The sequence below is a fragment of the Allobosea sp. genome, assembly GCF_036675845.1.
Lineage (GTDB): Bacteria > Pseudomonadota > Alphaproteobacteria > Rhizobiales > Beijerinckiaceae > Allobosea.
In genome coordinates this window covers 21548-47956 of the sequence record NZ_JAKFED010000019.1, presented here as the reverse complement: position 1 = coordinate 47956, position 26409 = coordinate 21548, and the positions used below count along the sequence as shown (strand labels likewise).

The 26409-nt window shown below is 67.8% G+C and carries 27 protein-coding genes; 16 read left to right on the top strand and 11 right to left on the bottom strand.

Annotated features, from left to right (window positions below; genetic code table 11):
• The 4 genes from V6M56_RS01110 to V6M56_RS01095 all read left to right on the top strand — a co-directional run.
• Window positions 1–1038, top strand: a 1038-nt coding sequence (locus V6M56_RS01110; protein WP_332680724.1) for an endonuclease/exonuclease/phosphatase family protein, incomplete at its 5' end; no start/stop codon positions are given.
• Window positions 1038–1940: a PhzF family phenazine biosynthesis protein gene (locus V6M56_RS01105; protein ID WP_442881045.1), complete on the top strand. Its 903-nt coding sequence runs from the start codon at window positions 1038–1040 to the stop codon at window positions 1938–1940. The genes V6M56_RS01110 and V6M56_RS01105, both read left to right, overlap by 1 nt.
• Entirely contained in the window at window positions 1937–2674 is a 738-nt protein-coding gene (locus V6M56_RS01100) for an NUDIX hydrolase (protein ID WP_332680723.1), read from the top strand. The genes V6M56_RS01105 and V6M56_RS01100 overlap by 4 nt, the downstream gene beginning before the upstream one ends.
• A gap of 163 nt (window positions 2675–2837) precedes the next feature.
• Window positions 2838–4910, top strand: a complete 2073-nt coding sequence (locus tag V6M56_RS01095) for a M3 family metallopeptidase (RefSeq protein WP_332680722.1) — start codon at window positions 2838–2840, stop codon at window positions 4908–4910.
• 119 nt (window positions 4911–5029) lie between these two features.
• Here the strand turns inward: V6M56_RS01095 and V6M56_RS01090 are convergent, their stop codons facing one another.
• Entirely contained in the window at window positions 5030–5359 is a 330-nt protein-coding gene (locus V6M56_RS01090; protein WP_332680721.1) for a hypothetical protein, read from the bottom strand.
• Window positions 5360–5471: 112 nt separating this feature from the next.
• Between V6M56_RS01090 and V6M56_RS01085 the strand changes: the two genes are divergently transcribed.
• From V6M56_RS01085 to V6M56_RS01075, 3 genes are all read left to right on the top strand, one after another.
• Window positions 5472–5954, top strand: a complete 483-nt coding sequence (locus tag V6M56_RS01085; RefSeq protein ID WP_332680720.1) for a hypothetical protein — start codon at window positions 5472–5474, stop codon at window positions 5952–5954.
• Between the two features lie 287 nt (window positions 5955–6241).
• Entirely contained in the window at window positions 6242–7807 is a 1566-nt protein-coding gene (locus V6M56_RS01080; protein WP_332680719.1) for a 2-isopropylmalate synthase, read from the top strand.
• A 145-nt stretch (window positions 7808–7952) separates the two neighbouring features.
• Entirely contained in the window at window positions 7953–10463 is a 2511-nt protein-coding gene (locus V6M56_RS01075) for a tetratricopeptide repeat protein (protein ID WP_332680718.1), read from the top strand.
• A 108-nt stretch (window positions 10464–10571) separates the two neighbouring features.
• Here V6M56_RS01075 and V6M56_RS01070 read toward each other — a convergent pair whose 3' ends face one another.
• The gene (locus V6M56_RS01070; RefSeq protein WP_332680717.1) at window positions 10572–11054 is read right to left on the bottom strand and encodes an Lrp/AsnC family transcriptional regulator; all 483 of its coding nucleotides are present in this window, start codon (window positions 11052–11054) and stop codon (window positions 10572–10574) included.
• Between the two features lie 122 nt (window positions 11055–11176).
• Here V6M56_RS01070 and phhA point away from each other — a divergent pair, with 122 nt between their 5' ends.
• Together phhA and V6M56_RS01060 are read left to right on the top strand one after the other, a co-directional pair.
• The gene (gene phhA, locus V6M56_RS01065; protein ID WP_332680716.1) at window positions 11177–12040 is read left to right on the top strand and encodes a phenylalanine 4-monooxygenase; all 864 of its coding nucleotides are present in this window, start codon (window positions 11177–11179) and stop codon (window positions 12038–12040) included.
• A gap of 221 nt (window positions 12041–12261) precedes the next feature.
• Window positions 12262–13536, top strand: coding sequence for a solute carrier family 23 protein (locus tag V6M56_RS01060; protein ID WP_332680715.1), 1275 nt, complete (start codon window positions 12262–12264; stop codon window positions 13534–13536).
• A 59-nt stretch (window positions 13537–13595) separates the two neighbouring features.
• Here the strand turns inward: V6M56_RS01060 and V6M56_RS01055 are convergent, their stop codons facing one another.
• Together V6M56_RS01055 and V6M56_RS01050 are read right to left on the bottom strand one after the other, a co-directional pair.
• Window positions 13596–14168, bottom strand: coding sequence for a SoxW family protein (locus tag V6M56_RS01055; protein ID WP_332680714.1), 573 nt, complete (start codon window positions 14166–14168; stop codon window positions 13596–13598).
• A gap of 9 nt (window positions 14169–14177) precedes the next feature.
• The gene (locus tag V6M56_RS01050) at window positions 14178–14945 is read right to left on the bottom strand and encodes a cytochrome c biogenesis CcdA family protein (RefSeq protein ID WP_332680713.1); all 768 of its coding nucleotides are present in this window, start codon (window positions 14943–14945) and stop codon (window positions 14178–14180) included.
• A gap of 23 nt (window positions 14946–14968) precedes the next feature.
• Here V6M56_RS01050 and V6M56_RS01045 point away from each other — a divergent pair, with 23 nt between their 5' ends.
• The 5 genes from V6M56_RS01045 (at window position 14969) to V6M56_RS01025 (ending at window position 18064) form a co-directional block, all read left to right on the top strand.
• Window positions 14969–15382 carry a thioredoxin family protein gene (locus V6M56_RS01045; protein WP_332680712.1) on the top strand — a complete coding sequence of 138 codons (414 nt, stop codon included), beginning with the start codon at window positions 14969–14971 and terminating at the stop codon, window positions 15380–15382.
• A complete protein-coding gene (locus V6M56_RS01040; RefSeq protein ID WP_332680711.1) occupies window positions 15379–15759 on the top strand; it encodes a metalloregulator ArsR/SmtB family transcription factor in 381 nt (126 codons plus the stop codon). The genes V6M56_RS01045 and V6M56_RS01040 overlap by 4 nt, the downstream gene beginning before the upstream one ends.
• A gap of 32 nt (window positions 15760–15791) precedes the next feature.
• Window positions 15792–16862, top strand: coding sequence for a YeeE/YedE family protein (locus tag V6M56_RS01035; protein ID WP_332680710.1), 1071 nt, complete (start codon window positions 15792–15794; stop codon window positions 16860–16862).
• Between the two features lie 238 nt (window positions 16863–17100).
• Complete coding sequence (locus tag V6M56_RS01030) at window positions 17101–17322, top strand: YgaP family membrane protein (protein WP_332680709.1); 222 nt, start codon at window positions 17101–17103, stop codon at window positions 17320–17322.
• Window positions 17323–17434: 112 nt separating this feature from the next.
• Window positions 17435–18064 carry a rhodanese-like domain-containing protein gene (locus V6M56_RS01025; protein ID WP_332680708.1) on the top strand — a complete coding sequence of 210 codons (630 nt, stop codon included), beginning with the start codon at window positions 17435–17437 and terminating at the stop codon, window positions 18062–18064.
• Between the two features lie 36 nt (window positions 18065–18100).
• On the opposite strand, the gene V6M56_RS01020 is transcribed toward V6M56_RS01025, so the two are convergent.
• Window positions 18101–19003, bottom strand: coding sequence for an MBL fold metallo-hydrolase (locus V6M56_RS01020; protein ID WP_332680707.1), 903 nt, complete (start codon window positions 19001–19003; stop codon window positions 18101–18103).
• A gap of 358 nt (window positions 19004–19361) precedes the next feature.
• Here V6M56_RS01020 and V6M56_RS01015 point away from each other — a divergent pair, with 358 nt between their 5' ends.
• On the top strand, window positions 19362–19874 hold the full coding sequence (locus tag V6M56_RS01015; protein WP_332680706.1) for a DUF1801 domain-containing protein: 513 nt from the start codon (window positions 19362–19364) through the stop codon (window positions 19872–19874).
• Window positions 19875–19880: 6 nt separating this feature from the next.
• A complete protein-coding gene (locus V6M56_RS01010; protein WP_332680705.1) occupies window positions 19881–20300 on the top strand; it encodes a DUF1801 domain-containing protein in 420 nt (139 codons plus the stop codon).
• Between the two features lie 115 nt (window positions 20301–20415).
• On the opposite strand, the gene V6M56_RS01005 is transcribed toward V6M56_RS01010, so the two are convergent.
• From V6M56_RS01005 to V6M56_RS00980, 6 genes are all read right to left on the bottom strand, one after another.
• Window positions 20416–21249, bottom strand: coding sequence for an inositol monophosphatase family protein (locus V6M56_RS01005; protein ID WP_332680704.1), 834 nt, complete (start codon window positions 21247–21249; stop codon window positions 20416–20418).
• Between the two features lie 45 nt (window positions 21250–21294).
• The gene (locus tag V6M56_RS01000) at window positions 21295–22137 is read right to left on the bottom strand and encodes an endonuclease/exonuclease/phosphatase family protein (protein WP_332680703.1); all 843 of its coding nucleotides are present in this window, start codon (window positions 22135–22137) and stop codon (window positions 21295–21297) included.
• A 16-nt stretch (window positions 22138–22153) separates the two neighbouring features.
• Window positions 22154–23020 carry a carbohydrate ABC transporter permease gene (locus V6M56_RS00995; protein ID WP_332680702.1) on the bottom strand — a complete coding sequence of 289 codons (867 nt, stop codon included), beginning with the start codon at window positions 23018–23020 and terminating at the stop codon, window positions 22154–22156.
• Window positions 23017–23895, bottom strand: coding sequence for a carbohydrate ABC transporter permease (locus tag V6M56_RS00990; RefSeq protein ID WP_332680701.1), 879 nt, complete (start codon window positions 23893–23895; stop codon window positions 23017–23019). Before V6M56_RS00990 ends, V6M56_RS00995 begins: the two co-directional genes overlap by 4 nt.
• A 125-nt stretch (window positions 23896–24020) precedes the next feature.
• Window positions 24021–25310, bottom strand: coding sequence for an ABC transporter substrate-binding protein (locus V6M56_RS00985; protein ID WP_332680700.1), 1290 nt, complete (start codon window positions 25308–25310; stop codon window positions 24021–24023).
• A gap of 53 nt (window positions 25311–25363) precedes the next feature.
• Window positions 25364–26407: an ABC transporter ATP-binding protein gene (locus V6M56_RS00980; protein WP_332680699.1), complete on the bottom strand. Its 1044-nt coding sequence runs from the start codon at window positions 26405–26407 to the stop codon at window positions 25364–25366.
• Window positions 26408–26409 lie beyond the last annotated feature (2 nt).

Sequence of the window (26409 nt, the reverse complement as noted above, 5' to 3'; positions counted from 1 at the left end):
ATCGACTTCGGCACGTCCAACTCCACCGTCGGCTGGCTGCGCCCCGGCATGGAAACGATGATCGCGCTGGAAGACGACAAGCGCCAGATGACCGCGCTGGCGCTGGCGGAGGCCAAGGCCGATCTCTGGATGCTGCAGGAGGTCGATTCGCTCGCCAGCCTGCAGGCCTTCTTCGCCAATTACGTCCACCGCATCGCCGATCATCGCTACGGCCATTTCACCCTGATCGACGGCAATGACCGGCGCAATATCGACATCGGCTTCGCCGCCCGGCGCGATCTCGTGGCGCCGCAGCAGGTCGCGGTACGCTCGCACAAGGAGATGAGCTTCGCGGAAGCGGGCGCCTTTTCGCCCGAGATCGCCGCCTTCGGCATCGGCCCGCGCGACAAGGTCTTCGCCCGCGACTGCCTCTCGGTGACGCTCGATCTCGGCGACCGGGAGCTGACGCTGTTCGGCTGCCATCTCAAGTCGATGAACAATGGCCGCGACGACGGCCGGCAGGCGACGCTGCCGATCCGCCGGGCCGAGGCGCTGGCGGTCAGGCGCATCGTCGAGGAGCGCTTCGGCGGCGGCTGGCACGAAGCGAACTGGGCGATCCTCGGCGACCTCAACGCCTATCGCGTCGGGCTGGGTCCGCTGGCGGCGCCGACGGACGAGGGCGAGAGCGGGATCGAGCCGCTGCTCGACGATTTCGCCATCGACCCGATGGGAGGCTTGCCGGAGCACGAGCGCTGGACGCATTTCCGGCGCTACTGGTCGGAGACGCAGCAGCGCCTGCTCGAGAGCCATATGCCGCTCGATCATATCCTGCTCTCGCCGGCGCTGGCGGCGGCCAATCCGGCGCCGAGGATGCAGATGATCCGGCGCGGCCTGCCCTATCGCGTGCCGCTCGACCCGCGCGAGGCCGACCGCTCGATGGGCAAGCTGGCGCTGACCAATGATCGCTATCCGCGCGTCGGCTGGGACCGGCCCAAGGCTTCCGACCATTGCCCGCTGACGATCGAACTGACGATTCCAAGACCGCAAGGGAAGTCCTGATGCAGCGCCGCTTCGTCACGCTCGACGTCTTCGCCGCCCGTCCTCACGCCGGCAATCCGCTGGCGGTGGTGCTCGATAGCGAGGGTCTCGATGCCGCGGCGATGCAGGCGATCGCCCGCGAGTTCAACCTGTCGGAGACGGTCTTCGTCCTGCCGCCCGACAACCCCGCGCACCGCGCCGCCATCCGCCTCTTCACGCCCGAGCGCGAACTGCCCTTCGCCGGCCACCCGACGGTCGGCACGGCGGTCCTGCTCGCCTTGCGCGACGCGGCCGAGGGCAGGCCCGCCGATCTGCTCGTGCTGGAGGAGAAGGTCGGGCTCGTGCCCTGCGCCGTCGGCCGCAGCACGGCGCGCTCCGGTCGCGCCACCTTCACCCTGCCGCGCCTGCCGGAGCAGGTCGAGCGGGCCGCTGCATTGTCGCTGCTGGCCGGTGCGCTGGGGCTCGACCGGCGCGACATCGGCTTCGACGAGCACGTGCCGAGCGTGTTCTCGGCCGGGCTCGGCTTCACGCTGGTGCCGGTGGCGACGCGCAAGGCCCTGGCCGGCATCCGTCTCGACACCAGCCTGTGGTCGCAGGCGATGCGGCCTGCCGGGCAGGAGAACGCCTTCGCCTATTGCCGCGAGACCGTCGAGACGGGTCATCATTTCCATGCGCGGATGTTCGCCCCCGGCATGGGCGTCGCCGAGGATCCAGCCACCGGCTCGGCGGTCGCTGCCTTCGCCGGGGCGGTCATGCGCTTCGAGAAGCCGGGCGATGGCGAGCATCGCCTTGTCGTCGAGCAGGGCTACGAGATGGGCCGGCCGTCGCAGATCGAGCTCGGGCTGGTGGTCGAGGGCGGCACACTGGTCTCGGCCACGATCGGTGGGGCGGCGGTGATGATGAGCGAGGGCGTGCTGCTGTGACGGGCAATGGCGTCGCCGATGGCAGCATCGTCGCGCTGAGCCGCGTCGAGGCTCTGGTCGAGCCCTATGACTGGGAGTTCGCGCGCGAGAAGGCCGACGGAATCGCCGAACATTGGGCGAAGCTGACCGTTGGCAAGCCTTCGATGTTCAACGGCCGCGTCATGCTGCAGCACCGGGCGGCGATCGAAGACGGCGTCTTCCGCGCCGGCTATTTCGGCGCCGACTACGCCGCCTTCCTGGCCTGGCGCGATTTTGGCCAGCCGCCACCCTCGATCCGCAACGGCTTCGGCATGGCGGCGCTCCGGGCGGCGGACGGCGCCTTCCTGCTCGGCCGGATGGGCGAGCACACCGCCAATGCCGGCAAGGTCTATTTCGCCGCCGGCACCCCCGACCAGGACGATGTCCGGCCCGATGGCAGCCTCGATCTCGCCGGCAGCGTCACCCGCGAGCTCTGCGAGGAGACCGGGCTGGAGCCCGGCGAGATCACAGTCGAGGAGCGCTGGACGGCGGTGATCGTGCCCGGCAAGGTTGCCTTCATGCGCCCGGTCGGGATCGACCTCCCGGCGGAGGCGGCCCGGGCCGTGATGCTGGAACGGATCGGCCGGCAGGAGGAGCCCGAGCTCTCCGACATGGTGATCGTCCGCAATCTCGGCGATTGTGCCGGCCACGACATGCCGCCCTTCATGAGCGCCTATCTCGCCCATATCTTCGGGCGGGAAGCGAAAACGCCGTGACCTCCACGCGCGTCATTCCGGCCGCAGCGCAGTGGAGCGCCGGAATCCATTGTAGAGCGCTGCGCCCTACGATGGATTCCGGAGCTGCGCCGCTACGCGGCTTGTCCGGAATGACAGCGATTGTTTTTGGGTGCCTGAGCCCGGCACGTTCGAGGATGACCAGATGACCGCATCCGAAGCCCTGAACCTGCCCGCGGGCAACCCGTTCGCGCAGGCCTGGGAGACGCCATTCGGCCTGCCACCCTTCGCCGAGATCACCCCCGAACATATCCGCGAGGCCTATCCGGCGGCGCTGGAGAAGCACCGGGCCGAGATCGAGGCGATCAAGGCCGAGCCCGCCGCGCCGGACTTCGCCAACACGGTCGAGGCGCTGGAGCGGGCAGGGCGCGGCATGAGCCGGCTCGGCGGCGTGTTCTACAATCTCGCCGGGGCCGACACCAACGAGGCGCTGCAGGCGATCGAGCGCGAGATGTCGCCGGTGATGTCGCGCCACTGGTCGGCGATCATGATGGATCCGGCCCTGTTCGCGCGGGTCGATGCCGTGTTCCGCCAGCGCGAGGCGCTCGGCCTCGACGCCGAGCAGACGCGCCTGCTGGAGCGGACGCATCGCGGCTTCGTCCGTTCGGGCGCGCAGCTCGGGCCTGAGGACAAGGCCCGGCTCGCGGCGATCAACGAGCGGCTGGCGGGCCTCGGCACCAGCTTCGGCCAGAACCTGCTCAAGGACGAGGCGGGCTATGCGCTGGTGCTGGAGGACGAGGCGGACCTTGCCGGCCTGCCGCCCTTCGTCGTCGCGGCGATGGCGCGCGCTGCCGCCGATCGCGGCCATCCCGGCAAGCATGCGGTGACGCTGTCGCGCTCGATCATCGAGCCCTTCCTGACCTTCTCGACACGGCGTGACCTGCGCGAGGAAACCTTCCTGGCCTGGAGCCGGCGCGGCGAGAATGGCGGCGAAACAGACAACCGCGCCATCGTCGCCGAGATGGTCGAGCTCCGGGCGCAGAAGGCGAAGCTGCTCGGCTTTGCGACCTTCGCCGATTTCAAGCTCGACGATTCGATGGCGAAGACGCCGGCTCATGTCCGAGAGCTGCTCGAGCTGGTCTGGAAGCCGGCCAAGGCGCGCGCCGCGCAGGAGGCCGCCGATCTTGCCGCGCTGGCCCAGGCCGAGGGCGAGAACGGGCCGATCCGCCCCTCCGACTGGCGCTATTATTCGGAGAAGGTCCGGCAGCAGACCTATGCGCTCGATGAGGCCGTGCTGAAGCCCTATCTCCAGCTCGACCGGATCATCGCCGCCGCCTTCGACACGGCCGGCAAGCTCTTCGGGCTTTCCTTCGCCGAGAAGCCCGAACTCGCCGGCTATCATCCCGATGTCCGCATCTGGGAAGTGAGCGAAGAGGCGAGCGGCCGGCATATCGGCCTGTTCCTCGGCGATTATTTCGCCCGCCCCTCGAAGCGTTCCGGCGCCTGGATGAGCGCCTATCGCGGCCAGCGCCGGCAGGACGGCGAGGTCCGGCCGATCATCGTCAATGTCTGCAACTTCGCCAAGCCGGCTGAAGGCAAGCCGGCGCTGCTCTCGATCGACGATGCGCGCACCCTGTTCCACGAGTTCGGGCACGCCTTGCACGGGCTGCTCTCGGACGTGACCTACGGGTCGCTCGCCGGCACCTCGGTGTCGCGCGATTTCGTCGAGCTGCCGTCGCAGCTCTACGAGCACTGGTTCCTGACGAAGGAGGTGATGCAGCGCTTCTGCCTGCATGCCGAGACCGGCGAGCCGATTCCCGACGCGCTGATCGAGAAGATCAGGAAGGCGCAGACCTTCAACCAGGGCTTCGCCACGGTGGAATACACCTCCTCGGCGCTGGTCGACCTCGCCTTCCATTCGCTCGAGGCCCCGGCAAAGGTCGATCCGCTCGCCTTCGAGGCCGCCGAGCTCGCAAGGATCGGCATGCCGGCCGAGATCACCATGCGCCACCGCACCCCGCATTTCAGCCATGTCTTCTCGGGCGATGGCTATTCGGCCGGCTATTACAGCTATCTCTGGTCGGAGGTGATGGACGCCGACGCCTTCAACGCCTTCATCGAGGCGGGCGACGTGTTCTCGGTCGAGGTCGCGGGCAAGCTCAAGCGCTACATCTACTCGGCCGGCGACACGCGCGATCCGGCCGAGGCCTATACGCTGTTCAGGGGCAGGTTGCCGACGCCGGACGCGCTGCTGGAGAAGCGGGGGCTGGCGGCGTAGGGCGGAGCGTCATTCTCGGGTCAAGCGAAGCGCAGACCCGAGAATCTCCGGCAGAAGGCGGCTTGCGTGCCTCTTCCGCAGGAGATGCTCGGGTCAAGCCCGAGCATGACGGACTGTTCTCACGGATAACCGAATTTCGTCTTGGTCGTCCGGAGCTGGGCGAGCGCGCCGCTCTCATTGCCGGAGGCGCAGGTCGCGCGCGCCTTTTCGATCTCGGCGCTGACGCGGACATGCACGTTCCGGGTCGTGTGCCCGGTCTGCACGTCGTTGTCGACAACCGCCTTGAAGCGCTCGATCTCGCCGCCGCAGCCGCTGCCGGCCGGCATGCGGAAGGTGTTCGGGGTCACGCCGGTCGGCGCCTGCTCGGGCGAGGGGGCCGGCGGCGGGCCGGCGGTCTGGCAGGCGGCGAGCGCGAGGCCGAGGGCGATAGCGAGAAGTCCGGCACGCATGATCGACTCCGAAACAGGATCGCCGCCGACCATGACCGATTCCATGCCGGCAGCCAATCAGCGGCGGCCGGCGGACACAGTCTTGTCACCACCCTACTGGATGCTGACCGCCATGACCGTCGAAGCCCAAATCGAGATCGCCGTCTTCGCCGACTATTTCCAGTTCTATGTGCAGGACGAAGCGGCCAACGAGGATTTTGGCCCGCTCTGGACGGACGATGCCGTCGAGCGGCTGATCGCGGTGGCGGAATGCAGCGTCGGCATCGGCACCGTTCGCAACATGGCGGTGCCGATCGTGGTTTCGCTCCACCAGGAGGAGCCGGAGGATGATTTCCGCGAATGGGATCTCGTCAACGAATGCTCCTTCACCGTGCGTTCCGGCCGGATCGCTGTCCTCGGCTGCACGGATGCGCTGCCGGAGGCGGCGCGGCTCTCGGTTCCGGCCGGCCCCTACCGGCTGCGCGCTTCCTATGTCGGTCTCGACAGCCTGAGCGAGGATGGGCTCGACGGTGACGATTTCTACCGCCTGCAGATCTGGCCGGCGCCGCTGGCCGGGCTGAGGACGCTGAAGGAGAAGGCCGGCGCGGCGCGCTGATCGGGCGCCTTGCACAGGCCACGCCAAATCGGTTACACAGCGTCATTCGAAGAGGAACGCCTGTGGCCGCATCCGCCACCCATGCCCTGACGCAGAACCGCGCGACCGCGCGGCGCACCGGCATGCGCTCTCCTCTCGGCCTTGGTCAGCTTCTTCTCCTTATCAGCCCCTGAGGGCCGGCCGGGCATGCATGCCTGGGCGCTCAGGGGAGTGACGAGAGCCGAAATCCAGACCCTCCGCGCCAGCCATACGAAATAGCGGCGCGTTCCGAGCCAAGGAACAGCAGCATGACCGTCTCCAGCAAGCCCGCCTCGTCGAAGGACCGGGTACTGATCTTCGACACCACCCTGCGCGATGGCGAGCAATGCCCCGGCGCCACCATGACCTTCGAGGAGAAGCTCGAGATCGCCGACTTCCTCGACGCGATGGGCGTCGACATCATCGAGGCCGGCTTCCCGATCGCCTCCGACGGTGATTTCGAGGCGGTGTCGGAGATCGCCAGGCGGATCAAGCGCGCGACCGTGGCGGGCCTGGCCCGCGCCATCAGCGCCGACATCGCCCGCGCCGGCGAGGCCGTCCGCCATGCGGTGAAGCCGCGCATCCACACCTTCGTCTCGACCTCGCCGATCCATCTGCAGCACCAGATGCGCAAGACCGAGGAGGAGGTGCTGGAGATCATCACCAGGACGGTCGCCCAGGCGCGCAACCTGGTCGAGGATGTCGAATGGTCGGCGATGGACGCGACGCGGACGCCGATCGACTATCTCTGCCGGACGGTCGAGACCGCGATCAAGGCGGGCGCCACCACGATCAACCTGCCCGATACGGTCGGCTATGCGACGCCGGACGAGTATCGCGCCATGTTCCAGCAGATCCGCGAGCGCGTACCGAACGCCGACAAGGCGATCTTCTCGGTGCATTGCCATAACGATCTCGGCCTGGCGGTGGCCAATTCGCTGGCCGGCATCGAGGGCGGCGCCAGGCAGGTCGAGTGCACCATCAACGGCATCGGCGAGCGCGCCGGCAATGCCGCGCTGGAAGAGGTGGTGATGGCGCTCCGGGTGCGCGGCGACGTGCTGCCCTACGACACCGGGATCGAGGCTGCCCTGCTGACCCGGGCCTCCAAGGCGGTCTCGACCGCCTGCTCCTTCCCGGTGCAGTACAACAAGGCGATCGTCGGCCGGAATGCCTTCGCCCATGAGAGCGGCATCCACCAGGACGGCATGCTGAAGCACCAGCAGACCTACGAGATCATGACGCCCGAATCGGTCGGCGTGACCAAGACCTCGTTGGTGATGGGCAAGCATTCAGGCCGCGCCGCCTTCCGCTCCAAGCTGAAGGAGATGGGCTACGACCTCGGCGACAACCAGCTGGAGGACGCCTTCACCCGCTTCAAGGCCCTGGCCGACCGCAAGAAGCATGTCTACGACGAGGACATCGAGGCCCTGGTCGACGAGAACATCGCCTCCGCCCATGACCGGGTGAAGCTGGTCTCGCTGACGGTGATCGCCGGCACGCGCGGCCCGCAGCGCGCCATGATGAAGCTCGATGTCGAGGGCCGGGTCGTCTGCGAGGAGGCCGAGGGCAACGGCCCGATCGACGCCGTCTTCAACGCGATCAAGGCGATCGTGCCGCATGAGGCGCGGCTCGAGCTCTATGACGTCCACGCCGTGACCGAAGGCACGGACGCGCAGGCCGAGGTCTCGGTCAGGCTCTCCGATGGCGGCTCCTCCGTCACCGGCCGCGGCGCCGATCCCGATACGCTGGTCTCCTCCGCCAAGGCCTATCTCGTCGCGCTCAACAAGCTGATCGCGCGGGGTGCGCGCGTGCATCCGCAGGCGGCTGCCGAGTAGAACGCGCCCGTCGAGCGCCCGCTGTGCCGCGCTGTGACCGGCGCGGCACAGCGGGCGATTTTCTGCCGGCGGCATGGAACAAAATCTGGATTCGCGAAACGGATGCCGCTCTCATGTTGCGGGTGTCATCGCGAGACGTTGTCCCATGAAGTCGCGTCGCCTTGTCCTGTTGGGCGCGCTGGCTCTGCTCCAGGCCGCGCCCGTATCGGCTCATGCGCCGCTACCGTCGATCTTTCCGGCGGAGCAGGCCAGCGAGCGCGCGCAAATCTGCATGGGCAGGATCGAGGCGCCGCGCGGCGAGCGCAAGGCGGCCTGCGACGACAGCCTGCGGGTGGAACTGAACCGCAGCGACCGGGCCGATTTCCTCGCCAGCCGTGGTTGGCTGGCGCAGGGCGAGCGCGCCCATGACGCGGCGCTGCGCGATTTCGAAGCGGCCCTGAAGGCGACACCCGGCCATCTCGCGGCGCTGCGCGGCCGCGCGGCGGTGCTTTCGGCGCTCGGGCGCCATCGCGAGGCGGAAGCGGTGATCGCTGCCGGCCTCGCCGCCGGCATGGCGCCGGCGAGCCTGCTGATCGATCGGGCCGGCCTGCGCGAGCGCCGTGGCGACCTCGCCGGCGCACGAGCCGATCTCGACCGCAGCCTGCAGCGCGAACCCTCCAGCGCCTGGGCTCGTGCGGCGCGGGCCCGGCTGCTGCAAAGCCTCGGCGAGCACGATCTCGCGCTGGTCGATCTCGACATGGCGCTCGAGCTGGAGCCCGCCATCGCCTCGCATCATTATCGGCGCGGCCTGTCGCTATCGGCGCTGAAACGCCCCGGCGAGGCGGTCGCCGCCTTCGACCGCGCCCTGCGGCTCGAACCGGCGGTGCCGCAGGCCTGGGTCGAGCGTGGGCGCGCTTTCGAGACCCTCGGGCATAAGGAGGCGGCGCTCGCGAGCTATGAGCGGGCGCTGCGGCTCGATCCGGATAGCCAGCCCGGCTTGTCTCGCCGCGCGCTGGTGCTGCAGCGGAGCGGCCGGCCGGTCCAGGCCATCGCGGCCTATGGTGCCCTGCTCGAAGCGTATCCGGACACCGTCTTCGCCTTCAACAACCGCGCCTTGCTGCTGATCGAGCAGGGCCGGCAGGCCGAGGCGCTGCGCGATCTCGACCGGGCGCTGGCGCTGGCGCCGCGGGATGGCAACAGCTTGCGCAACCGCGCCCGCCTGCTTCTCGCGCTCGGGCGGAACGGCGAGGCGCTGGGCGACCTCGACCGGGCCGGGCCGGGGCGCAACGCGATCGACTGGGGCGCCATGCGGGCCGACGCCCTGCTCGCGCTCGGCCGCGCCGCGCCTGCCCGCGAGGCCTATGCCTCGGTGCTGCGGGCGCGTCCGAACGATCTGGCGATGCGCTTCGGCCTGGCACTGGCCGAGGACATGCTCGGCGACCGGCTGGCGGCGCACGCGGCCTATGACGCCGTGCTGGCGCTCGATCCCGCCCATGCCGGCGCCATCGAGCGGCAGGAGGCGCTGCTGCCGGCGCTCGGGCGCTCCATCGAGGTCTGGCCGATGCGCCTGGCGGCCTTCCTCCATTCCGCTCGCCAGCAACTCCAGCGCGAGCGCGAGGCCTTCTGGCAGGCCTATCATGCGGCGCGGCCGCAGCCGGCCAGGCCGGCGCGCAACGAGATCGCCGAGCTCGATGCCGCCCTGGCGATCGACGGCCTCGACGTGGCGCGGCTGGTTCGCCGGGCCCGGTTCGGCATCGGCCAGCCGCAGCGCGAGGCGCAGGCGCGCCAGGATATCGCGACCGCGCTGGCGATCGAGCCCGGTCATCCCGTGGCTCTGGTCCAGCGGGCAAGGCTGCATTTGCGCGACGGCGCCTTCGCGGAAGCGGTTGCCGATTGCGAGGCGGCGCTGCGGCGCGCGCCCCGTTCGGTCGAGGCGCTGTTCCAGCGGGCCCGCGCGCTCGAGGCGCGGGGGCAGGGCGCGGCCGCCCTGAAGGCCTATGACGAGGTGCTCGCGGTCGCCCCGGCCAACCATGCGGCATTGCTCAATCGCGGGCAGCTTTTGCAGCGCTCGCGGCAGTTCCAGCGGGCGCTCGCCGATTTCGACGCGGCGCTCGCCATCGACCGTGGCGATGCCGATGGCTGGCTGTCGCGGGCTGCGGTGCGGCGCGCTCTCGGGGAGCCCGAGGCGGCGATCCCGGATTACCGCGAGGCGCTGGCCCTGGCGCCGCACCGCATCGACGCGGCGCTGGGCCTGACGCAGGCGCTGGTCAGCGCGCAGCAGCCGAGCCTCGCCATCGACGAGCTCGGCCGCCTGATCAAGCGTCATCCCGAGCAGGCCGGCTTCTGGAACATGCGCTGCCTGATCCGCGCCGTCAGCGGCCAGGTGGCCGGGGCGCTGCCCGATTGCGAGGAGGCGCTGCGCCTCGCACCGAACCAGAGCGGGGTCCTGCACACGCGGGCGCTGGTCCTGCTCAAGCGCGGCAATCTCGACGGCGCGATCGCCGACTACGACAAGGCGCTCTCGCTCGATGCCCGGCTGGCGCAGGCCTGGTATGGCCGGGGCATCGCGCATCAGCGCCGCGGCGACGCGGCCGAGGCAGCCTCCGATTTCGCCAGGGCGCTCGATCTCGACGGCAGCGCCGGCGAACGCTACCGCGCCTATGGCGTGACGCCCTGATTGCAAGGCCGAGCACCCAGAGTTCGCTCGGAAGGCCTTCGCGCCCTGACCTTCGAGACGCCGCTGCGCGGCTCCTCAGGATGAGGGCCGTGCGTTTCCAAGCAGCCCTCAGATCGGCCAGCCACGGTCGGGCTTGATCGTCGCCAGCACGAAGGAGGAGCGCATGTCGGCGATGCCCGGCAGCGTCAGCAGGCGCTGCATGGCGAACTCGCCATAGGCCTCGATGTCGCTGGCGACGATGTGGACGAGCAGGTCGCATTCGCCGGTCATCGCCTGGCAGGAGATCACCTCGTCGAAGGCCTTCAGCTTCTCGATGAGGCGGGTGCGCCAGTCCGGATCCGATTGCGCGAGCTTGACGAAGGCATAGGCCTCGACGCCATGACCGAGCGTGCGGCGGTCGATCAGCGCCCGGTAGCCGGAGATGACGCCGTCCTCCTCCAGCGCTTTCAGCCGGCGCAGGCAGGGCGAGGGCGCCATGCCGATCCCCTCGGCGAGCGCGGCATTGGTCAGCCGGCCATTGCGCTGCAGGGCGCGCAGGATACGCCGGTCGGTCTCGTCGAGGCGTGACGGCGGTTTTGCAGAATGAGGCATGATCGGACCTCATTATTTGAATTCAGGTCGGATTATTCTCGATGACGCCCGGGTTGGCAAGAGAAAGGCAGGACATGACCCGGGGCCGGGAGCAGCATGTTCCCAGCATTGGGAGGTGCGCCATGTCATCCGATCCCTTCATCCGCTCCGGCTTGCAGCCGCATCAGATTCCGGCCGATTTCGTCGTCGACCAGCGCCACGGGAGCTACACCGCCGCCGATCACGAAACCTGGTCGAAGCTCCACCGCCGGCAGTTCGAACTGCTGCGCGGCCGCGTCTGCGACGAGTACTTCGCCGGCCTCGCCGCGCTCGGCATCGCCGCCGACGGCATCCCCGATTTCCGTGACCTGAACCGGGCGCTGAAGGCGGCGACCGGCTGGGAGATCGTGGCGGTGCCGGGGCTGGTCCCGGACCGGGTCTTCTTCAGCCATCTCGCCGAGCGGCGCTTTCCGGCCGGGTTCTGGATCAGGCGGCCGGAGGAGTTCGACTATATCGAGGAGCCCGACATCTTCCACGATGTCTTCGGCCATGTGCCGCTGCTGATGAACCCTGCTTACGCCGATTTCGTCGCGGCCTATGGCGCAGCCGGCCTGCGCTATGGCGACCCCGAAGATCTTGCCCGGCTGGCGCGGCTCTACTGGTACAGCGTCGAGTTCGGGCTGGTCGAGACGGATCAGGGCCTGCGCATCTTCGGCGCCGGCATCGCTTCCTCGCCCGGCGAGACGGTCTATGCGCTGGAGAGCGGCAAGCCGAACCGCATCGCCTTCGATCCGGTGCGGGTGATGCGTACCCGCTACAAGATCGACGATTTCCAGCAGAGTTATTTCGTCCTGCCCGGCTTCGAAACCATGCCCGACCTTTCCGCCGAGCCGCTGGAGCGGGCGATGGCGCAGGCGCGGGCGCTGCCGGAGCTCGAGGCCGACGCGCTGATTGCCGAGGACAGGCGGATTGCGATCGATGACCGGCGGAGGCGGCCGGCGGCCTGAGCGAACGCCGATCCTGGTGGCCCGTGTGAGAGTATCGCCCTCATCCTTCGAGACGGCCGCTTTCGCGGCCTCCTCAGGATGAGGGCTGGATTCTTGATCAGGTTCTCGGGCGGCGCGCGCTGTTTGCGGTGGACGGCGCGCGCTGCTCGCTTGGCGCAGGCCCGATTCTTGCCACTATTCCGCTCCGATGCGCATGCGCGCGGTGGCTGGGAGCGGGCACGATGGCTGGCTATTTTCCGAACTGGACGCTGAAGACCTCGGGCGAGGTGATGCCGGATGAGCGCCTGCCGACCGGGCAGACCATCATCGCCGGGCTGCAGCATGTCGTCGCCATGTTCGGCTCGACGGTGCTGGCGCCGATCCTGATGGGCTTCGACCCCAATGTCGCGATCTTCTTCTCAGGCATCGCGACGCTGCTGTTCTTCGTCATCACCGGCGGGCGGCTGCCGAGCTATCTCGGCTCCTCCTTCGCCTTCATCGGCGTCGTCATCGCCGCCACCGGCCATTCCGGTTCGGGCCCGAACGTGAACCTGCCGGTCGCGCTCGGCGGCATCATCGCTTGCGGCGCGGTTTATGCGTTGATCGGCCTGGTCGTGCAGGGCGTCGGCACGCGCTGGATCGAAAAGACGCTGCCGCCGGTCGTCACCGGCGCGGTGGTGGCCGCGATCGGTCTCAATCTGACCTCCGTCGCGATGAACATGATCTCGGCCAGCCCCTATACCAAATGGATCGCGCTGTTCACGGTCGTGGCGGTGGCGCTCGTCGCCGTCTATGGCCGCGGCCTGGCGCAGCGCCTGCCGGTGCTGATCGGCGGGCTTGCGGCCTATATCCTCTATGCCGCGACGGCCGCGAGCTTCGGCGCGCCGCCGGTCGATTTCGCCAAGGTCAGCGCCGCCGCCTGGTTCGGCCTGCCGAACTTCGTCGCACCGGTGTTCGAGCCCAAGGCGATGGCGCTGATCGTGCCGGTCGCGATCATCCTGGTGGCGGAGAATCTCGGGCACATCAAGGGCATCTCGGTGATGACCGGGCGCAACCTCGACCACCTGATCGGGCGCGGCTTCTTCGCCGACGGCGTCGGCACGATGATCGCCGGCTCCGGCGGCGGCACCGGCGTCACCACCTATGCCGAGAACATGGGCGTGATGGCGGTGACCCGGGTCTATTCGACGCTGGTCTTCGTCGCCGCCGGCGCGATCGCGCTGCTACTCGGCTTCTCGCCCAAGTTCGGCGCGGTGATCGGCACGATCCCGGTCGCGGTGCTCGGCGGCCTCGCCGTCGTCGTCTTCGGCCTGATCGCCGCCACCGCCGGCCGCATCTGGGTCGAGAACAAGGTGAACTTCGCCGAGCCGAAGAACCTGCTGACGGTCGCGACCGCGCTGATCCTCGGCGCCGGCGACCTCAAGCTGCCGATCTTCGGCTATGAGCTCGGCGGCATCGGCACCGCGACCTTCGCCGCGATCGCGCTCTATCACCTGCTCGATCGCCGGAGCGCCTAGATGCGAGCGCATGCTTAGAGGCCAGAACGGGCTCGAGGCGCATGCCAGCGGGTGCCCGGTCAGCCGGTCTTGGGCAGGTTGCGCTTGAGCCAGTCGCTGAACGGGGCGCCCTCATAGCCCTTCTCGCGGACATAGCGGAACATCGCCAGGAATTGCGGCGGGTCGAGCAGGCCGGGCATCCGCGCCACTTCGCGCTGCTGCGGCTTGCGGTCCTTCAGCCCGGCGACGCTTTCCGGCAGAAACTGGATGGTCGGGGTGAACCTGACGCCGTAGCGCTCGCCGAGCGCCTTCTCGCCGAGCTTGCCGCCGTCGAAATCGGTGACCTCGCGGGCGCCGATATGGTTGAGGTGGAGCACCTCGAAATTCGCCTTGATGTAGCCTTCGATCGCCGGGTCGGCGAGGTGGACCTCGTGCATGCGGCGGCAGGCGGGGCAGCCCTTGAGCCCCCACATGATGGCGAGGCGCTTGCCGTTCGCGGTTGCGCCCTGCAGGTCCTCAGTGAGGTCGAGGAAGCTCTCGAGATACCAGTCGAGATGGTAGAGCCCGTCCTCGCCCAGCGTCGCACGGGCGGCGGCTGGCCTGGCCAGCGTGGCCGCGAGGGCCGTGCCCATCAGGGTTCTGCGCGTCAGCATGAGCCGCTCCTATCCAATCGTGCCGAGGGCCGGAATCGTCTGCAGGAGCCAGCCGGCAAGGACCGGCATGGCCCCGGTCATGAACAGCAGGCCGGTGACGACGAGCGCTGCGCCCATGGTCTTCTCGACCATCGGCATATGTCGGCGAAAGCGCGTCATCAGATTGAGGAAAGGTCCGGCGAACACGGCCGACAGCAGGAAGGGCACGCCGATGCCGAGCGAATAGGCCGCCAGCAGGACGGCGCCACGCGACGCCGTTCCCTCGGCGCCGGCCACCATCAGCACGGTCGCCAGCACCGGCCCGACACAGGGCGTCCAGCCGAAGGCGAAGGCGAGGCCGACCAGATAGGCCCCGAACAGGCTCGCCGGCTTGCGCTCGGTCTGGAAACGCGCCTCGCGATAGAGCAGCGGAATCCGCAGCCAGCCGAGGAAATGCAGGCCCATGACCAGGATGAGCCCGCCGGCGATGATCGAGAGCGTCTCGAAATAGGCGGTGACGATCGTCCCGATGGTCGAGGCCGTCGCTCCCAACGCCACGAACACGGTGGTGAAGCCGAGCACGAAGGCGCCGGCCATCATGACGATGCGGCGCGACTGGCGGGCCTCCAGCCTGCCGCTCGAGCCGGAGAGTTCGGCGATGCCGACGCCGGCCAGGAAGCAGAGATAGGGCGGGACGAGCGGCAGCACGCAGGGGCTCAGAAACGAGAGCAGCCCGGCGGTGAAAGCGCCTGCGATCGAGATGTCGAACACGCGTAGCCTTACCTCTAGTGTAAACATCTGAATACGACTATGTTAAGCGGATGAATGCAACTGCCAATGTCGTGCGAAGCGCCCTGGTCGGCTTGTCGGCCATGCTGTTGCCTGCGACGGCTGCCGGCAGCGCCGAGCTCCTGATGTTCGAGCGCGAGGGCTGCATCTGGTGCGCACGCTGGGATCGCGAGGTCGGCCCGGCCTATGACAGGACCGCGGAAGGGCGGGCCGCGCCGCTGCGGCGCATCGACCTCGGCAGGGGCGGTGCGGCCGATCCCGCTCTTGCCAGGCCGGTTCGCTACACGCCGACTTTCGTCCTCGTCGAGGACGGTCGCGAAGTCGGCCGGATCACCGGCTATCTGAGCAACGAGACTTTCTGGGGTTTGCTTGGCAGGATGCTTGCTGACATAGAAAAGCCCATTCAGCGAACGAGAGGCGTGGCCGCGACGATGGAAGCACAATGAGCGCGATCGTTTCCAAGGCTCTCGAGACCGAGCTGCGCGACGGCGAGGAGTTCTCGCCCGAGCTCGACATCCTGATGCGGAAGGCGCGCAAGGCGAGCGATTTCCTCAAGGCCCTGTCGCATGAGAATCGGCTGCTGTTGTTGTGCCTGCTCGCCGAGCGGGAGCGCACGGTGACCGAGCTCGAACACATCCTGTCGCTGCGCCAGCCGATGGTGTCGCAGCAACTCGCCAGGCTCCGGCTCGACCAGTTGGTGACGACGCGGCGCGACGGCAAGGCGATCTATTACAGCCTCGCCAATGACGATGTCCGGCGCATGATCTCGGTGATCTACGACATCTTCTGCGGACCGCAGAAGCCGGTGGCCGACGACCGATGACCGGCATCGCTCCGTCGCATTCGCGCTGAGCCATGGGTCCGTTGTCGCCTTGGGCGGTGACGCTGGTCGGCGCCGCGATCGGCGCCGCCTGCGGTTTCACGGCACGCCGGGCGCGGTTGTGCTCCTTCGGCGCCGTCGAGGATGTCTGGATCGGCGGCGATACGCGCCGGCTGCGGATCTTCGGGCTGGCGCTGGCCGTCGCTCTGCTCGGTACGCAGCTCTTGATCTGGCGCGGCGACCTGTCGCCGGGCTTCTCGACCTATGTCCCCAATGCGATCGCCTGGTTCTCGATCATCCTCGGCAGCACGCTTTTCGGCATCGGCATGGCGCTGGTGGGCACCTGCGGCTTCGGTTCGCTGATCCGGCTCGGCGCCGGCGATCTGCGCAGCCTGATCGTGATGATCGTCTTCGGCGCCGTGGCCTATGCGACATTGCGCGGCATGCTGGCGCCGCTGCGCATCGACGTGCTGGAGCAGGTCGCGATAGCCGTGCCCGGCTCGGTTCAGGGCGATCTGCCCTCGGTGCTGAAATGGCTGGGGGCGGGGGAGGTCGGCCTCGCGCTCGGCGTGACCGCTTCGGCCGTGCTCCTCGTGGCCGTGCTGATCGATCGGCGACTGCGGCGCTCGCCGCGCCTGCTGCTGGCGGGGCTGACGCTGGGCCTCGGCGTGGTGCTGGGATGGTGGGCGACCGGCGTTGCCATCGACGAGTTCACCATCAACCCCAGGGCCCAGAGCCTGACCTTCGTCTCGCCGATCGGCCGGGCGCTCTATGCCGTGCTGACCACGCCCGCCGGGCTGCTCGATTTCGGCGTCGGCACGATCTTCGGCGTGGTCTGCGGCTCGTTCGCCTCTGCGATTTTCGATGCGGAGTTCCGCTGGGAGGCCTTCGACGACCATCACGAGATGCGCCGGCATCTGCTGGGCGCGGTCTTCATGGGCGGAGGCGGCATCCTTGCCGGCGGCTGCACCATCGGGCAGGGCATCTCGGCCGGCTCGATGATGGCGCTGTCCTGGCCGATCGCGATTGCCGGCATGATGATCGGCGCCAGGCTCGGCATCGCCTTCCTGATGGAGGGCTCGATCCGGAACATCTTCCGCCATTGAGCGGATGTTGCGGGCGGTCTGCGCCTCCCGCCACTGCAGGCCCGTCGGGCGCCACGATGAAGAATCGGTGGTCGCAGCCATCGGCGCGGCGATTGATCGAGATCATCGCGCCTCGCCGTATTCCTTCTCACAATCGATTTCGTCGGCCGGCAGAATCTCGGTCGTCGCGAGGTGGTCGCTTGACAACTAATAATTCAAACATATGAATGTAAGAATGTTTTGACCGAGGAGCAGGTCGATGAATGTCGGTGTCCTTGATCGCTGGGTACGCTTCGTCTTTGGGCTTGTGCTCGTCATGGCGGCGTTCGTCTCGCCGTTTGCCGAACTTGTCGCTGGTTGGGGGGCGTGGAAATACGCGCTGACGATCTGTGGCGTGGTCATGCTGGCGACGGCACTGTTCCGCTTCTGCCCGGCCTACACCTTGCTCGGCATCCGTACCTGCGAGCGGGCGCAGCCCTGAGCGGGAAGGCCGCAAGTTTCGACACGAGCGCGGCTGCGTCGGTGACGCATCAAGCGACCGATCGCGGCGCGCTGCGTGAACGCGCATTTTGAAAAGGGCAGGGAAGTCCGCCATGAAACGTCAGATCGTCATCCTGTCGGTGATCATGATGGTCGCCGCTTCCTCTCCGAGCGGCGCCCAGGCACCGGCGCAGCCCGCCGCGCCGTCAGCGGGCATTGCCATCGCGGTGCCCAGAGCGGAGGTTCCCAAGGCCAAGCAGACCTCTCTTGGCCTCTATATGAGGCCGCGGGATGCAGCAGAGGCGATGAGCAAGGATGGCTCGCGCACCTTGTTCATCGACGTGCGAACCCGCGCCGAAATGATGTTCACCGGCTGGGCGCCGCTGATCGACGGGCATGTTCCCTTCGTCGAGGTGACCGAGTTCTGGGATTGGGACGATAGGGAAGGACGCTACAAGCTCGACGCTAATCCGGTCTTCAGCCAGAGCGTCCAGCGGCTGCTGGCCGCAAAGGGGCTGAGCAAGAATGACCGGGTCATCCTGATGTGCCGCTCCGGCGACCGCTCGGCCCGTGCCGCCGACAAACTGGCCGAGGCCGGGTTCACCCAGGTCTACAGCCAGTATGAAGGCTTCGAGGGCGACCTTTCGCCCTATGGCCAGCGTAGCGTCAACGGCTGGAAGAATGCCGGACTGGCCTGGACCTACAAGCCCGACAAGGCGAAGTTCCATGTCGGAGGCCGGTAAGCCAGGGGCAGCCGGCATCCGCTGCTTCGCCCGATGTCAGCCTGGGGTCGCGAAGCGGTAGGCATTGCCCGCGCGCTCGACCCGGCCGATGCCGCCCTCGAGATGATAGCCGATCACCTGCGCCTTCTCCGTGGCCGCCCGGTCCAGCAGCCGGCGCCTTGTCGCAACCGCCAGATCGGCATCGTGGTCGGAGGTGGGGCGCCATTCGGGATGGGCGAAGGAGGCGATCTTGTGCGTCAGCGCATCGCCGAGGACGAAAACCGGGCCGCTGGCATCCTTGAGCTCGAACGAGACGTGCCCGGGCGTGTGCCCGGCAGTGTCGAAGGCTGCGACGCCCGGGATCCATTCAGAGCCGGCATCGTGCAGTTCCAGCGTCTCGCCCAAGGCCTTGACGATCCGCTGCGCACCGGCGGCGAAGGCGTGCCGGTCTTCGGACAGCTTTTCGTAGACTTTGGCGTCGGTCCAGAAGGCGACCTCGCGCCTGTCGGCATGCCAGCGGGCATTGGGAAAGAGCGGCGTATCGAAATCGTCGAGCGCGCCCCAGAAATGGTCCGGGTGCAGATGCGTGAAGAGCACATGGGTGACGCTGTCCGGCGCGATGCCGGCCGCCTCCAGGCTGGCGCCGAGCTTGCCGGTGCCGGGCAGGAAATTCGAGCCCGAGCCGCAGTCGAACACGATCACCTGATCGCCCTGCCTGAAACAGGTCACGTTCAGCACGCTCGTGCTCGGGCCAGCCGCCCCGGTCGCCTGCGCGATGGTCTCAATCGGGATATCGCGTGCCAGCATCGAGCGCGGCATCTCGAAGGCGCCGTCGCTGAGAACCGAGATCGCGCGTTGTCCTTGCGCGGCGGTGGCGATCACCTGGGCGCGGGTTTCCGAGATCGACCCGGCCAGCGCAGCGGCCGCGCCGCCCACCAGCATGTCACGACGGTTCAGCATGTGGCTCCCCAATAGCTTGCCGAGTATCTAGCTCTATGTATCGTATTTTTTGAATATATCGAGTTTCCACGCGGGGGCAAGGCTGGTCCATCACAGCCGGCGAATCGAGGCCTATCCCTGGAATCGAGGCCTTCCTCAACCGGAACAAGGAGCCGCTCGCCCGCGCTGCCGACAGGGCTTGCGGCACCCTCGAACGCTTCTTGCGCCGCATGCAGGACCTGCGCGGGCTCGTAACCTGCTCCGAAAAAACCGCCGCAAAGCTGGATCATGCGTGTTGCCAGATGCCGGGAAAATTGAGACCACATCCTGAAATCAAGCATCCTTGCGCATTCATCCGTCCCTCAGCGGAGCGAACATAATGGCCGACAAGACGTCGATCGAAGCAACGAAGGGCGCGGCGAAGACGGTCAAACCGCGCAAGACGGCCGCCAAATCGGCAGCTCTCGAGCCCACAGCCGCGGCGGCCGCGGAGCCGACCCTCCTCTCAGGCGGCAACCCCCAGATCGCGAAGGGCTATGGCGATGCGCCGGTGCAGGCCTATATCGCGGCCATGCCGGGCTGGAAACGCGATGTCGGGCAGCGCCTCGACGCGCTGATCGCGCGCACCGTCCCCGGCGTCTGCAAGGCGGTCAAATGGAACTCGCCGCTGTACGGCGTCGAGGGCCAGGGCTGGTTCCTCAGCACCCATTGCTTCACGAAATACGTCAAGGTGGCCTTTTTCCGCGGCGCGTCGCTGCAGCCGGTTCCCCCAGGCCCGTCCAAGCAGAAGGAGGTGCGCTATCTCGACATCCATGAGGACGACCAGTTCGACGAAGCTCAGCTGGCCGCCTGGGTGAAGCAAGCCAGCCAATTGCCCGGCGAACGGATGTAAGCGGATATGAGGAAAGCGACCGCGACCATGAAGCAGAGCGAAACGAAGGCAGCAGAAGGCGGGGACACTCCCTCCCAGCTGATCGATGCGAGAATCAAGGAGCTGGGCGATTGGCGGGGCGAGACGCTGGCCCGGGTCAGGGCGCTCATCAGGCAGGCCGACGCCGAAGTGGTCGAGGAGTGGAAGTGGAGAGGCGTTCCGGTGTGGTCGCACGCCGGGATCATCTGCACCGGAGAGACCTACAAGAATGCCGTGAAGCTGACCTTCGCCAAGGGCGCTGCGCTGGAGGACCCCGCAGGCCTCTTCAACGCCAGCCTCGAAGGCAACACCAGGCGTGCCATCGATTTCCATGAGGGCGACAAGATCGACGAAAAGGCGCTGAAGGCGCTGATTCTCGCCGCCGTGGCCCTGAACACTTCGAGGTGAGCGCCGGCTCCGTCCGCTCTCGGAAGAGGCGACGGTCGAAACGGGAGATTGGCGATCCAGGAAATCCTCGGCGCCCGTCGCTCATCGCCGGGGCGGCGTGGTCTTGCCACCCGTCTCAGGCGAAGGAGGGCGCCAGAATGGCACGGGTCCGGAGCCAGCTTTCTTCGTCAGGCGCGCAGAGCAGGCCGAGCGTGGGCCTTGCCGGCTGATAGGGCTGCCCGTTCAGCGTGCGGACATGGCCGCCGGCCTCGCCATAGATCAGCGAGCCGGGCGCATGGTCCCAGGGGCTGAGGCGGCCATAGAGCAGGAAATGGCCGTTGCCGGCGGCGGCGAGCCGGTATTCATGGCCGCAGCAGCGCAGCGACGAGACATTGGCGAAGGCCGGCAGGCGCCCCGGAATCTCGCTGCGCAGCGGCTCGGGGAAATACTGCCAGCTGACCATGCCGGTCATCGCCGACGGATCGGCTCCCGGCGCCACCCGCAGGTCGCGGCTCTTGCCGTCGCCGCGGGCGAGCCAGGCGCCTTCGCCGCGCAGCGCCATGGCGCTGTCCTCGACGACCGGATCATGGATCACGGCGGCGACGACCTCGCCCTTGACGAGCGCCGCCGCCATCACCGCGAAGAGCGGCAGGTCGGAGGCATAGTTGAGAGTACCGTCGATCGGATCGATGACGAAGGCGAGCTCGGCATCGGCGAGGGCCTCGAGCAGGGCCGGGTCGGCGGCGACCGCTTCCTCGCCGATCAGGGCGGCGCCCGGAAAGGCGCGGGCGAGCTCGGCACTGATGAAGCGTTCCGCCGCCTCGTCGGACTCGGTCACCAGATCGGTGGCCGAGCGCTTTTCGCGGATCTCCCCCTCGTTCAGGTTGCGGAAGCGCGGCATGACCTCGCGGCGGCCGGCCTCGGCGAGGATACGCGCGAGCGTCTCATGGTCCTGGCGGGTGAAGATCATGCTGTTCCGGTCTCGGGAGCGGCGCCGTGATTCGGCGGGTGGTCTTCAATCGACGTCGAATTCGACGAGGATCGGCTGGTGGTCGGAGACCTTGGTCTCGACATCGCAGGTGATCGAGCGGGCCCGCGCCGCGAGATCGGGCGTCGCCAGCACATAGTCGAGGCAGCCGGGCTGGCCATAGGTCTGGTCGTACAGGTTGGCGGTCGGCGGATGCGGCGCCTCGCCCATCACCGAAGGCCAGAGGTCGACGAGGGGCGGCTCGCCGCCGTCGAAGGGCGCCATCAGCCGCGCCAGCACCGGGTCCTGCGGCAGCATGTTGAAATCGCCGGTGAGCACGGCGCTCGCCGAGCTCGGCGTCATCTTGTAGGTGTGCGGCCCGGCGGAGCGGGGTTTGGCGTGACGCGCCAGCGCCATGCGGTGGGCCTCGCGGATGCCGTTCACCTGCGCGGCCCGCAGCTCGGAGGACGAGTATTCGAGATGCGTCGTCATCAGCCTGACCGGGCCGAGCGGCGTCAGCGCCATCGCCTCGACCAGCATGCGCGGCATGTTGCGGGTCTCGGCCGCCTCCCAGGGCAGGAGATGGCGCAGCGCCTGGGCGACGGGATAGCGCGTCAGCAGCAGGTTGCCGAAGCGCCGGCGGCCGCCCTTGCCGTCGTCGACATCGACGCCGATGCCCTCGATCGCGGTGAAGCCGGGCAGCAGTTCGGCGAAGCGCGCGAACTGGTTCGTCTCGTCATTGCCGTCGAGCTCGGGAAAGTTGTCGGCGACCTCCTGCAGGCAGAGAACGTCGAAATCCGCCATCTGCCTTGCATGGGCGACGATGCGCGCCGGGTCGACGCGGTTGTCCATGCCGCGGGCCCACTGAATGTTCCAGGTGATCAGCTTCATCCGAACCGCCGTGTCGTCACTTGATTCCTGCGCGCATAAAACTCTGCACGAACTGACGCTGGAACAGCAGGAAGGCGAGCAGCAGCGGCGCCGAGGTCATCAGCGTCGCGGCGCAGATCACCGCCCAGTCGATGCCCTGGTCGCTCGAGGAGAAGACCTGGAGACCGACCGTCAGCGGCCGCGACTCGACCGAATTGGTCACCAGCAGCGGCCAGAGGAAGTTGTTCCAGTGATAGCTGACCGAGACCAGCCCGTAGGCGATGTAGGTCGGCTTGGCGAGCGGCACATAGACCTTCATCAGCACCTGGAGGGGGGAGGCGCCCTCGACGCGGGCGGCGTCGTCGAGCTCCTTGGGCACGGTCTTGAAGGTCTGGCGCAGCAGGAAGATGCCGAAGGCCGAGGCGATATAGGGCAAGGCGATGGCGGTGATCGTGTCGATCAGGTTGAAGCGCGCCAGGGTGCGGTAGTTCTCGACGATCAGCGCGTCCGGCATGATCATCAGCTGCGCCAGGATCAGCGCGAAGGCGACATCGCGGCCCCAGAAATCCTGGCGCGCCAGCGCATAGGCGGCGAGGGTGCCGAGCACGAGCTGGCAGCACAGGATCATGGTGACGAGCACGAAGGTGTTGAGGAAATAGCGGGCGAAGGGGGCGGCGGCCCAGGCGCGGGTGAAGTTCTCCAGCGTCAGCGGGGCGCTCAGCACGAAGCGGGTGGTGTATTCCGCCGGGTGGATCGCGGCCCAGACGGCATAGGCCAGCGGCAGCACCCAGAGCACGGCGAGCAGGATGGCGCCGGCCGATTCCAGCGAGAGCGCCAGCCCCTTCGGCGAATAGGGATCGGAGCGCGCGGCGGTCGCGGCCTGCGGCGTGGAGGGCGCGCTCATCGATAATGCGTCCTGCGTTCGAGCCAGCCATATTGCGCGAAGGCGACGAGCGCGAGCAGCAGCAGCAAGACGCAGGTCAGCGCCGCGGCATAGGCGGTGTCCCAGAAGCTGAAGCCGACCTGGTAGATGTAGAACAGCAGCAGGGTCGTCGCGTTGTCGGGCCCGCCGCGCGTCATCACGAAGATATGGTCGACCATGCGGAAGGCGTTGATCACCGCGTTGATCAGCACGAACAGCGTCGTCGGCATCAGCAGCGGGAACTGGACGCGCCGAAAGAAAGTCCAGCGCGAGGCGCCCTCGATCGCCGCCGCCTCGCCGAGGCTGGGCGGGATCGCCTGCAGCGCGGCGAGGTAGAAGATCATGAAGAAGCCGGCTTCCTTCCAGATCGCGACGACGGTGATGGCGTAGAGCGCGGTGTCCTGCGAGCCGAGCCAGTTGGTGCTGCTGCCGCCGAAGAAGCCGACGATCTGCTCGAGCAGGCCGTATTGCGGGGTGAAGAAGAACAGCCAGATATTGGCGACCGCGATCATCGGCAGGATGGTCGGGGTGAAATAGGCCATCCTGACCCAGGTCCGCCCGACGATCCTGTCATTGACCCAGACGGCCATCAGCAAGGCGAGCGCGATCGAGGTCGGGATCGTGCCGGCGGCGAACCAGAGATTGTTCGCCATCGCCTTCCAGAAGATCGGGTCGGCCATCATCTGCTGGTAGTTTTCGAGCCCCACGAAGCGCGCGGGGCGGCGCGCCCGCGGGGTCGACATGAAGCTGTCGATGAAGCTCGCGATCGCCGGCCAGTGCGTGAACAAGGCCAGGCAGGCCATGGCCGGCAGCAGCAGCAGCCAGCCATGGATTGTCGCGGTCGCGCGGCTGTTCATCGGCTCAGCCCTCCGTCATTGCGAGGAGCGTGAGCGACGAAGCAATCCAGGGTCGGCCGAGTTCTACGTCTCCCTGGATTGCTTCGCTTCGCTCGCAATGACGGTTGGGCTTCATCAACGATACTCTAGCGATAGGACTTCAGGATGCGCTCGGCTTCCGCCTGGGCGTCGGCCATCGCCTGCGCCGGCTGCTTGGTACCGGTCAGGGCCGCCTGCAGTCCGTCGTTCAGCGCCTTGGTGACGCGCTGGTTCTCATGGGTCGAGAGCTCGGCGACGGCGGTCGGCAGCTGGTCGCGGGCGACGAGGGCCTGCGGGAAGCCGGCGACGTATTTCTTCATCGCCTCGGTCTCGTAGGCCGCCGGCGTCACCGCGACATAGCCGGTTTCGGCGCTCCACTGCGCCGCCCGTTCCGGCGTGGTGATCCAGCGCACGAACTTGAACGCCGCCTCCTGCTCGGCCGGGCTCGCCTTCTTGGAGAGGTAGAAATTGCCGCCGCCGGTCGGGCTGCCGGGCTTCTTGCCGGCGGGCAGGACGGCGACGCCGAAGGGGAACTTGGCGTTGGTCCTGACATTGGTCAGGTTGCCGGTGGTGGTCCACATCATCGCGACCTTGCGCTCGAAGAAGTCGCGCGGCGTGGTGCCCCATTCGACGATGCCGGGCGGGTGGACCTTGTGCTTCTGCGCCAGGTCGACCCAGTATTGCAGCGCCTCGACGACGGCGGGATTGGCGAAGTCGGTCTTGTCGCCGGCCGGATTGGCGAGGATGGCGCCGGCCTGCGTGGTCAGGCCCTGGAAGAGCCAGTAGGGGAAGCCGGAGGAGGGGATCTGGATGCCCCACTGGCTGGTGTTGCCGTCGGCATCGCGCTTGGTCAGCTTCTTGGCGAATTCGAGCTGTTCGGCCCAGGTCGTCGGCGGCTTCTCGGGGTCGAGCCCGGCCTCCTTGAACAGTTCTTTATTCCAGTAGAGCACCACCGTGGAACGCTGGAACGGGATGCCCCAGGTCTTGCCGCCGGTCTGGCTGTTCTCCATGAAGCTGGGGAAGAAACCCTTCAGCCACTTCTTGTCGTCTTCGGTCTTGATGAAGGGATCGAAGGGCACGATGGCCTCTTCGTCGATCAGGGTGAACATGTCGGTCGAGAGCAGGACCGAGAGCACCGGCGGCGTGCCGCTCTTATGCGCGGTCAGCGCCTTGACGATGGTCTCCTGATAGGTGCCGGCATAGATCGGCTTGACCTTGATGGTCGGGTTTTCCTTCTCGAAGCCGGCGGCATAGGCGTCGATCAGCTTGGTGATCGGCCCGCCGACGGCGACGGGATAGAAGAAGGAAAGTTCGGCCGTTTGGGCCAGCGCCGGTCTTGCCATGGCGAGCGAGCCTGTGAGAGCCGCAGTGCCGCTTAAGAATTCACGCCTGTCCATGTCTCATTCTCTCCCCTGCTACGGCGTTTGAACGCCTGGTTATTCAGGCGTCGTCAGTCGAGGACGAGCCTGTGCTCGGTCTTCAGGTCGAACCAGTGCACCGCCGATTGTGACAGCCTGATGTGGACCCGTTCGCCCGGCGCGGCGCGGACCTTGCCGGGCCGGCGGACGATGAAGGAGTGGCTGTCGACGCGGGTTTCGACCAGCGTGTCGGCGCCGAGATATTCCACCGCCACGACATCGGCCGCAATGCCGGTCTCGGCGAGTTCGGTCATCTCGGGGCGGATGCCGACGGCGAGCGTTGCCCGGTCGGCGTTGGCCGGTGGCGCCAGGTCGCCGCCACCACCCTGCGCCAGGACGGAGGCGAGCGGGATGACGTTCATCGGCGGCGTCCCGACGAAGCGCGCGACGAAGATCGTCGCCGGGTTCTCGTAGAGCTGGTCGGGCGGGGCGTCCTGCTCGATGCGGCCCGAGCGCATCAGCACGACCTGGTCGGCCATGGTCATCGCCTCGACCTGGTCGTGGGTGACATAGACCATGGTGATGCCGAGACGTTGCTGCAGTTCCCTGATCTCGCGCCGCATCTCGACGCGCAGCTGGGCGTCGAGATTGGAGAGCGGCTCGTCCATCAGGCAGACCGGCGCCCGCGCCACGATGGCGCGGCCGAGCGCGACGCGCTGCTGCTGGCCGCCGGACAATTGCGAGGGCTTGCGATCGAGCAGCGCGCCGAGGCCGAGGATCTCGGCGGCGCGCGCCAGCCGCTCGTCGCGCTCGGCGCGCGGCAGCTTGCGGACCTTCAGCCCGAACAGGATGTTCTCCGCCACCGAGAGATGCGGGAAGAGCGCGTAGTTCTGGAACACCATCGCGATGCCGCGGCGCGAGGGCGGCGCATGGGTGACGTCGTTGCCGCCGATCGCGATGACGCCGGCGCTGGCATCCTCCAGCCCGGCGATCAGCCGCAGCGTCGTCGACTTGCCGCAGCCGGACGGCCCGAGCAGCGCCACGAGCTTGCCCTGCCCGACGGTGAAGGTCACCCGGTCGACCGCCGGCGTCCCGCCCCAGTCCTTCGAAACGGCTTTGAGCTCGACTGAAACCATTC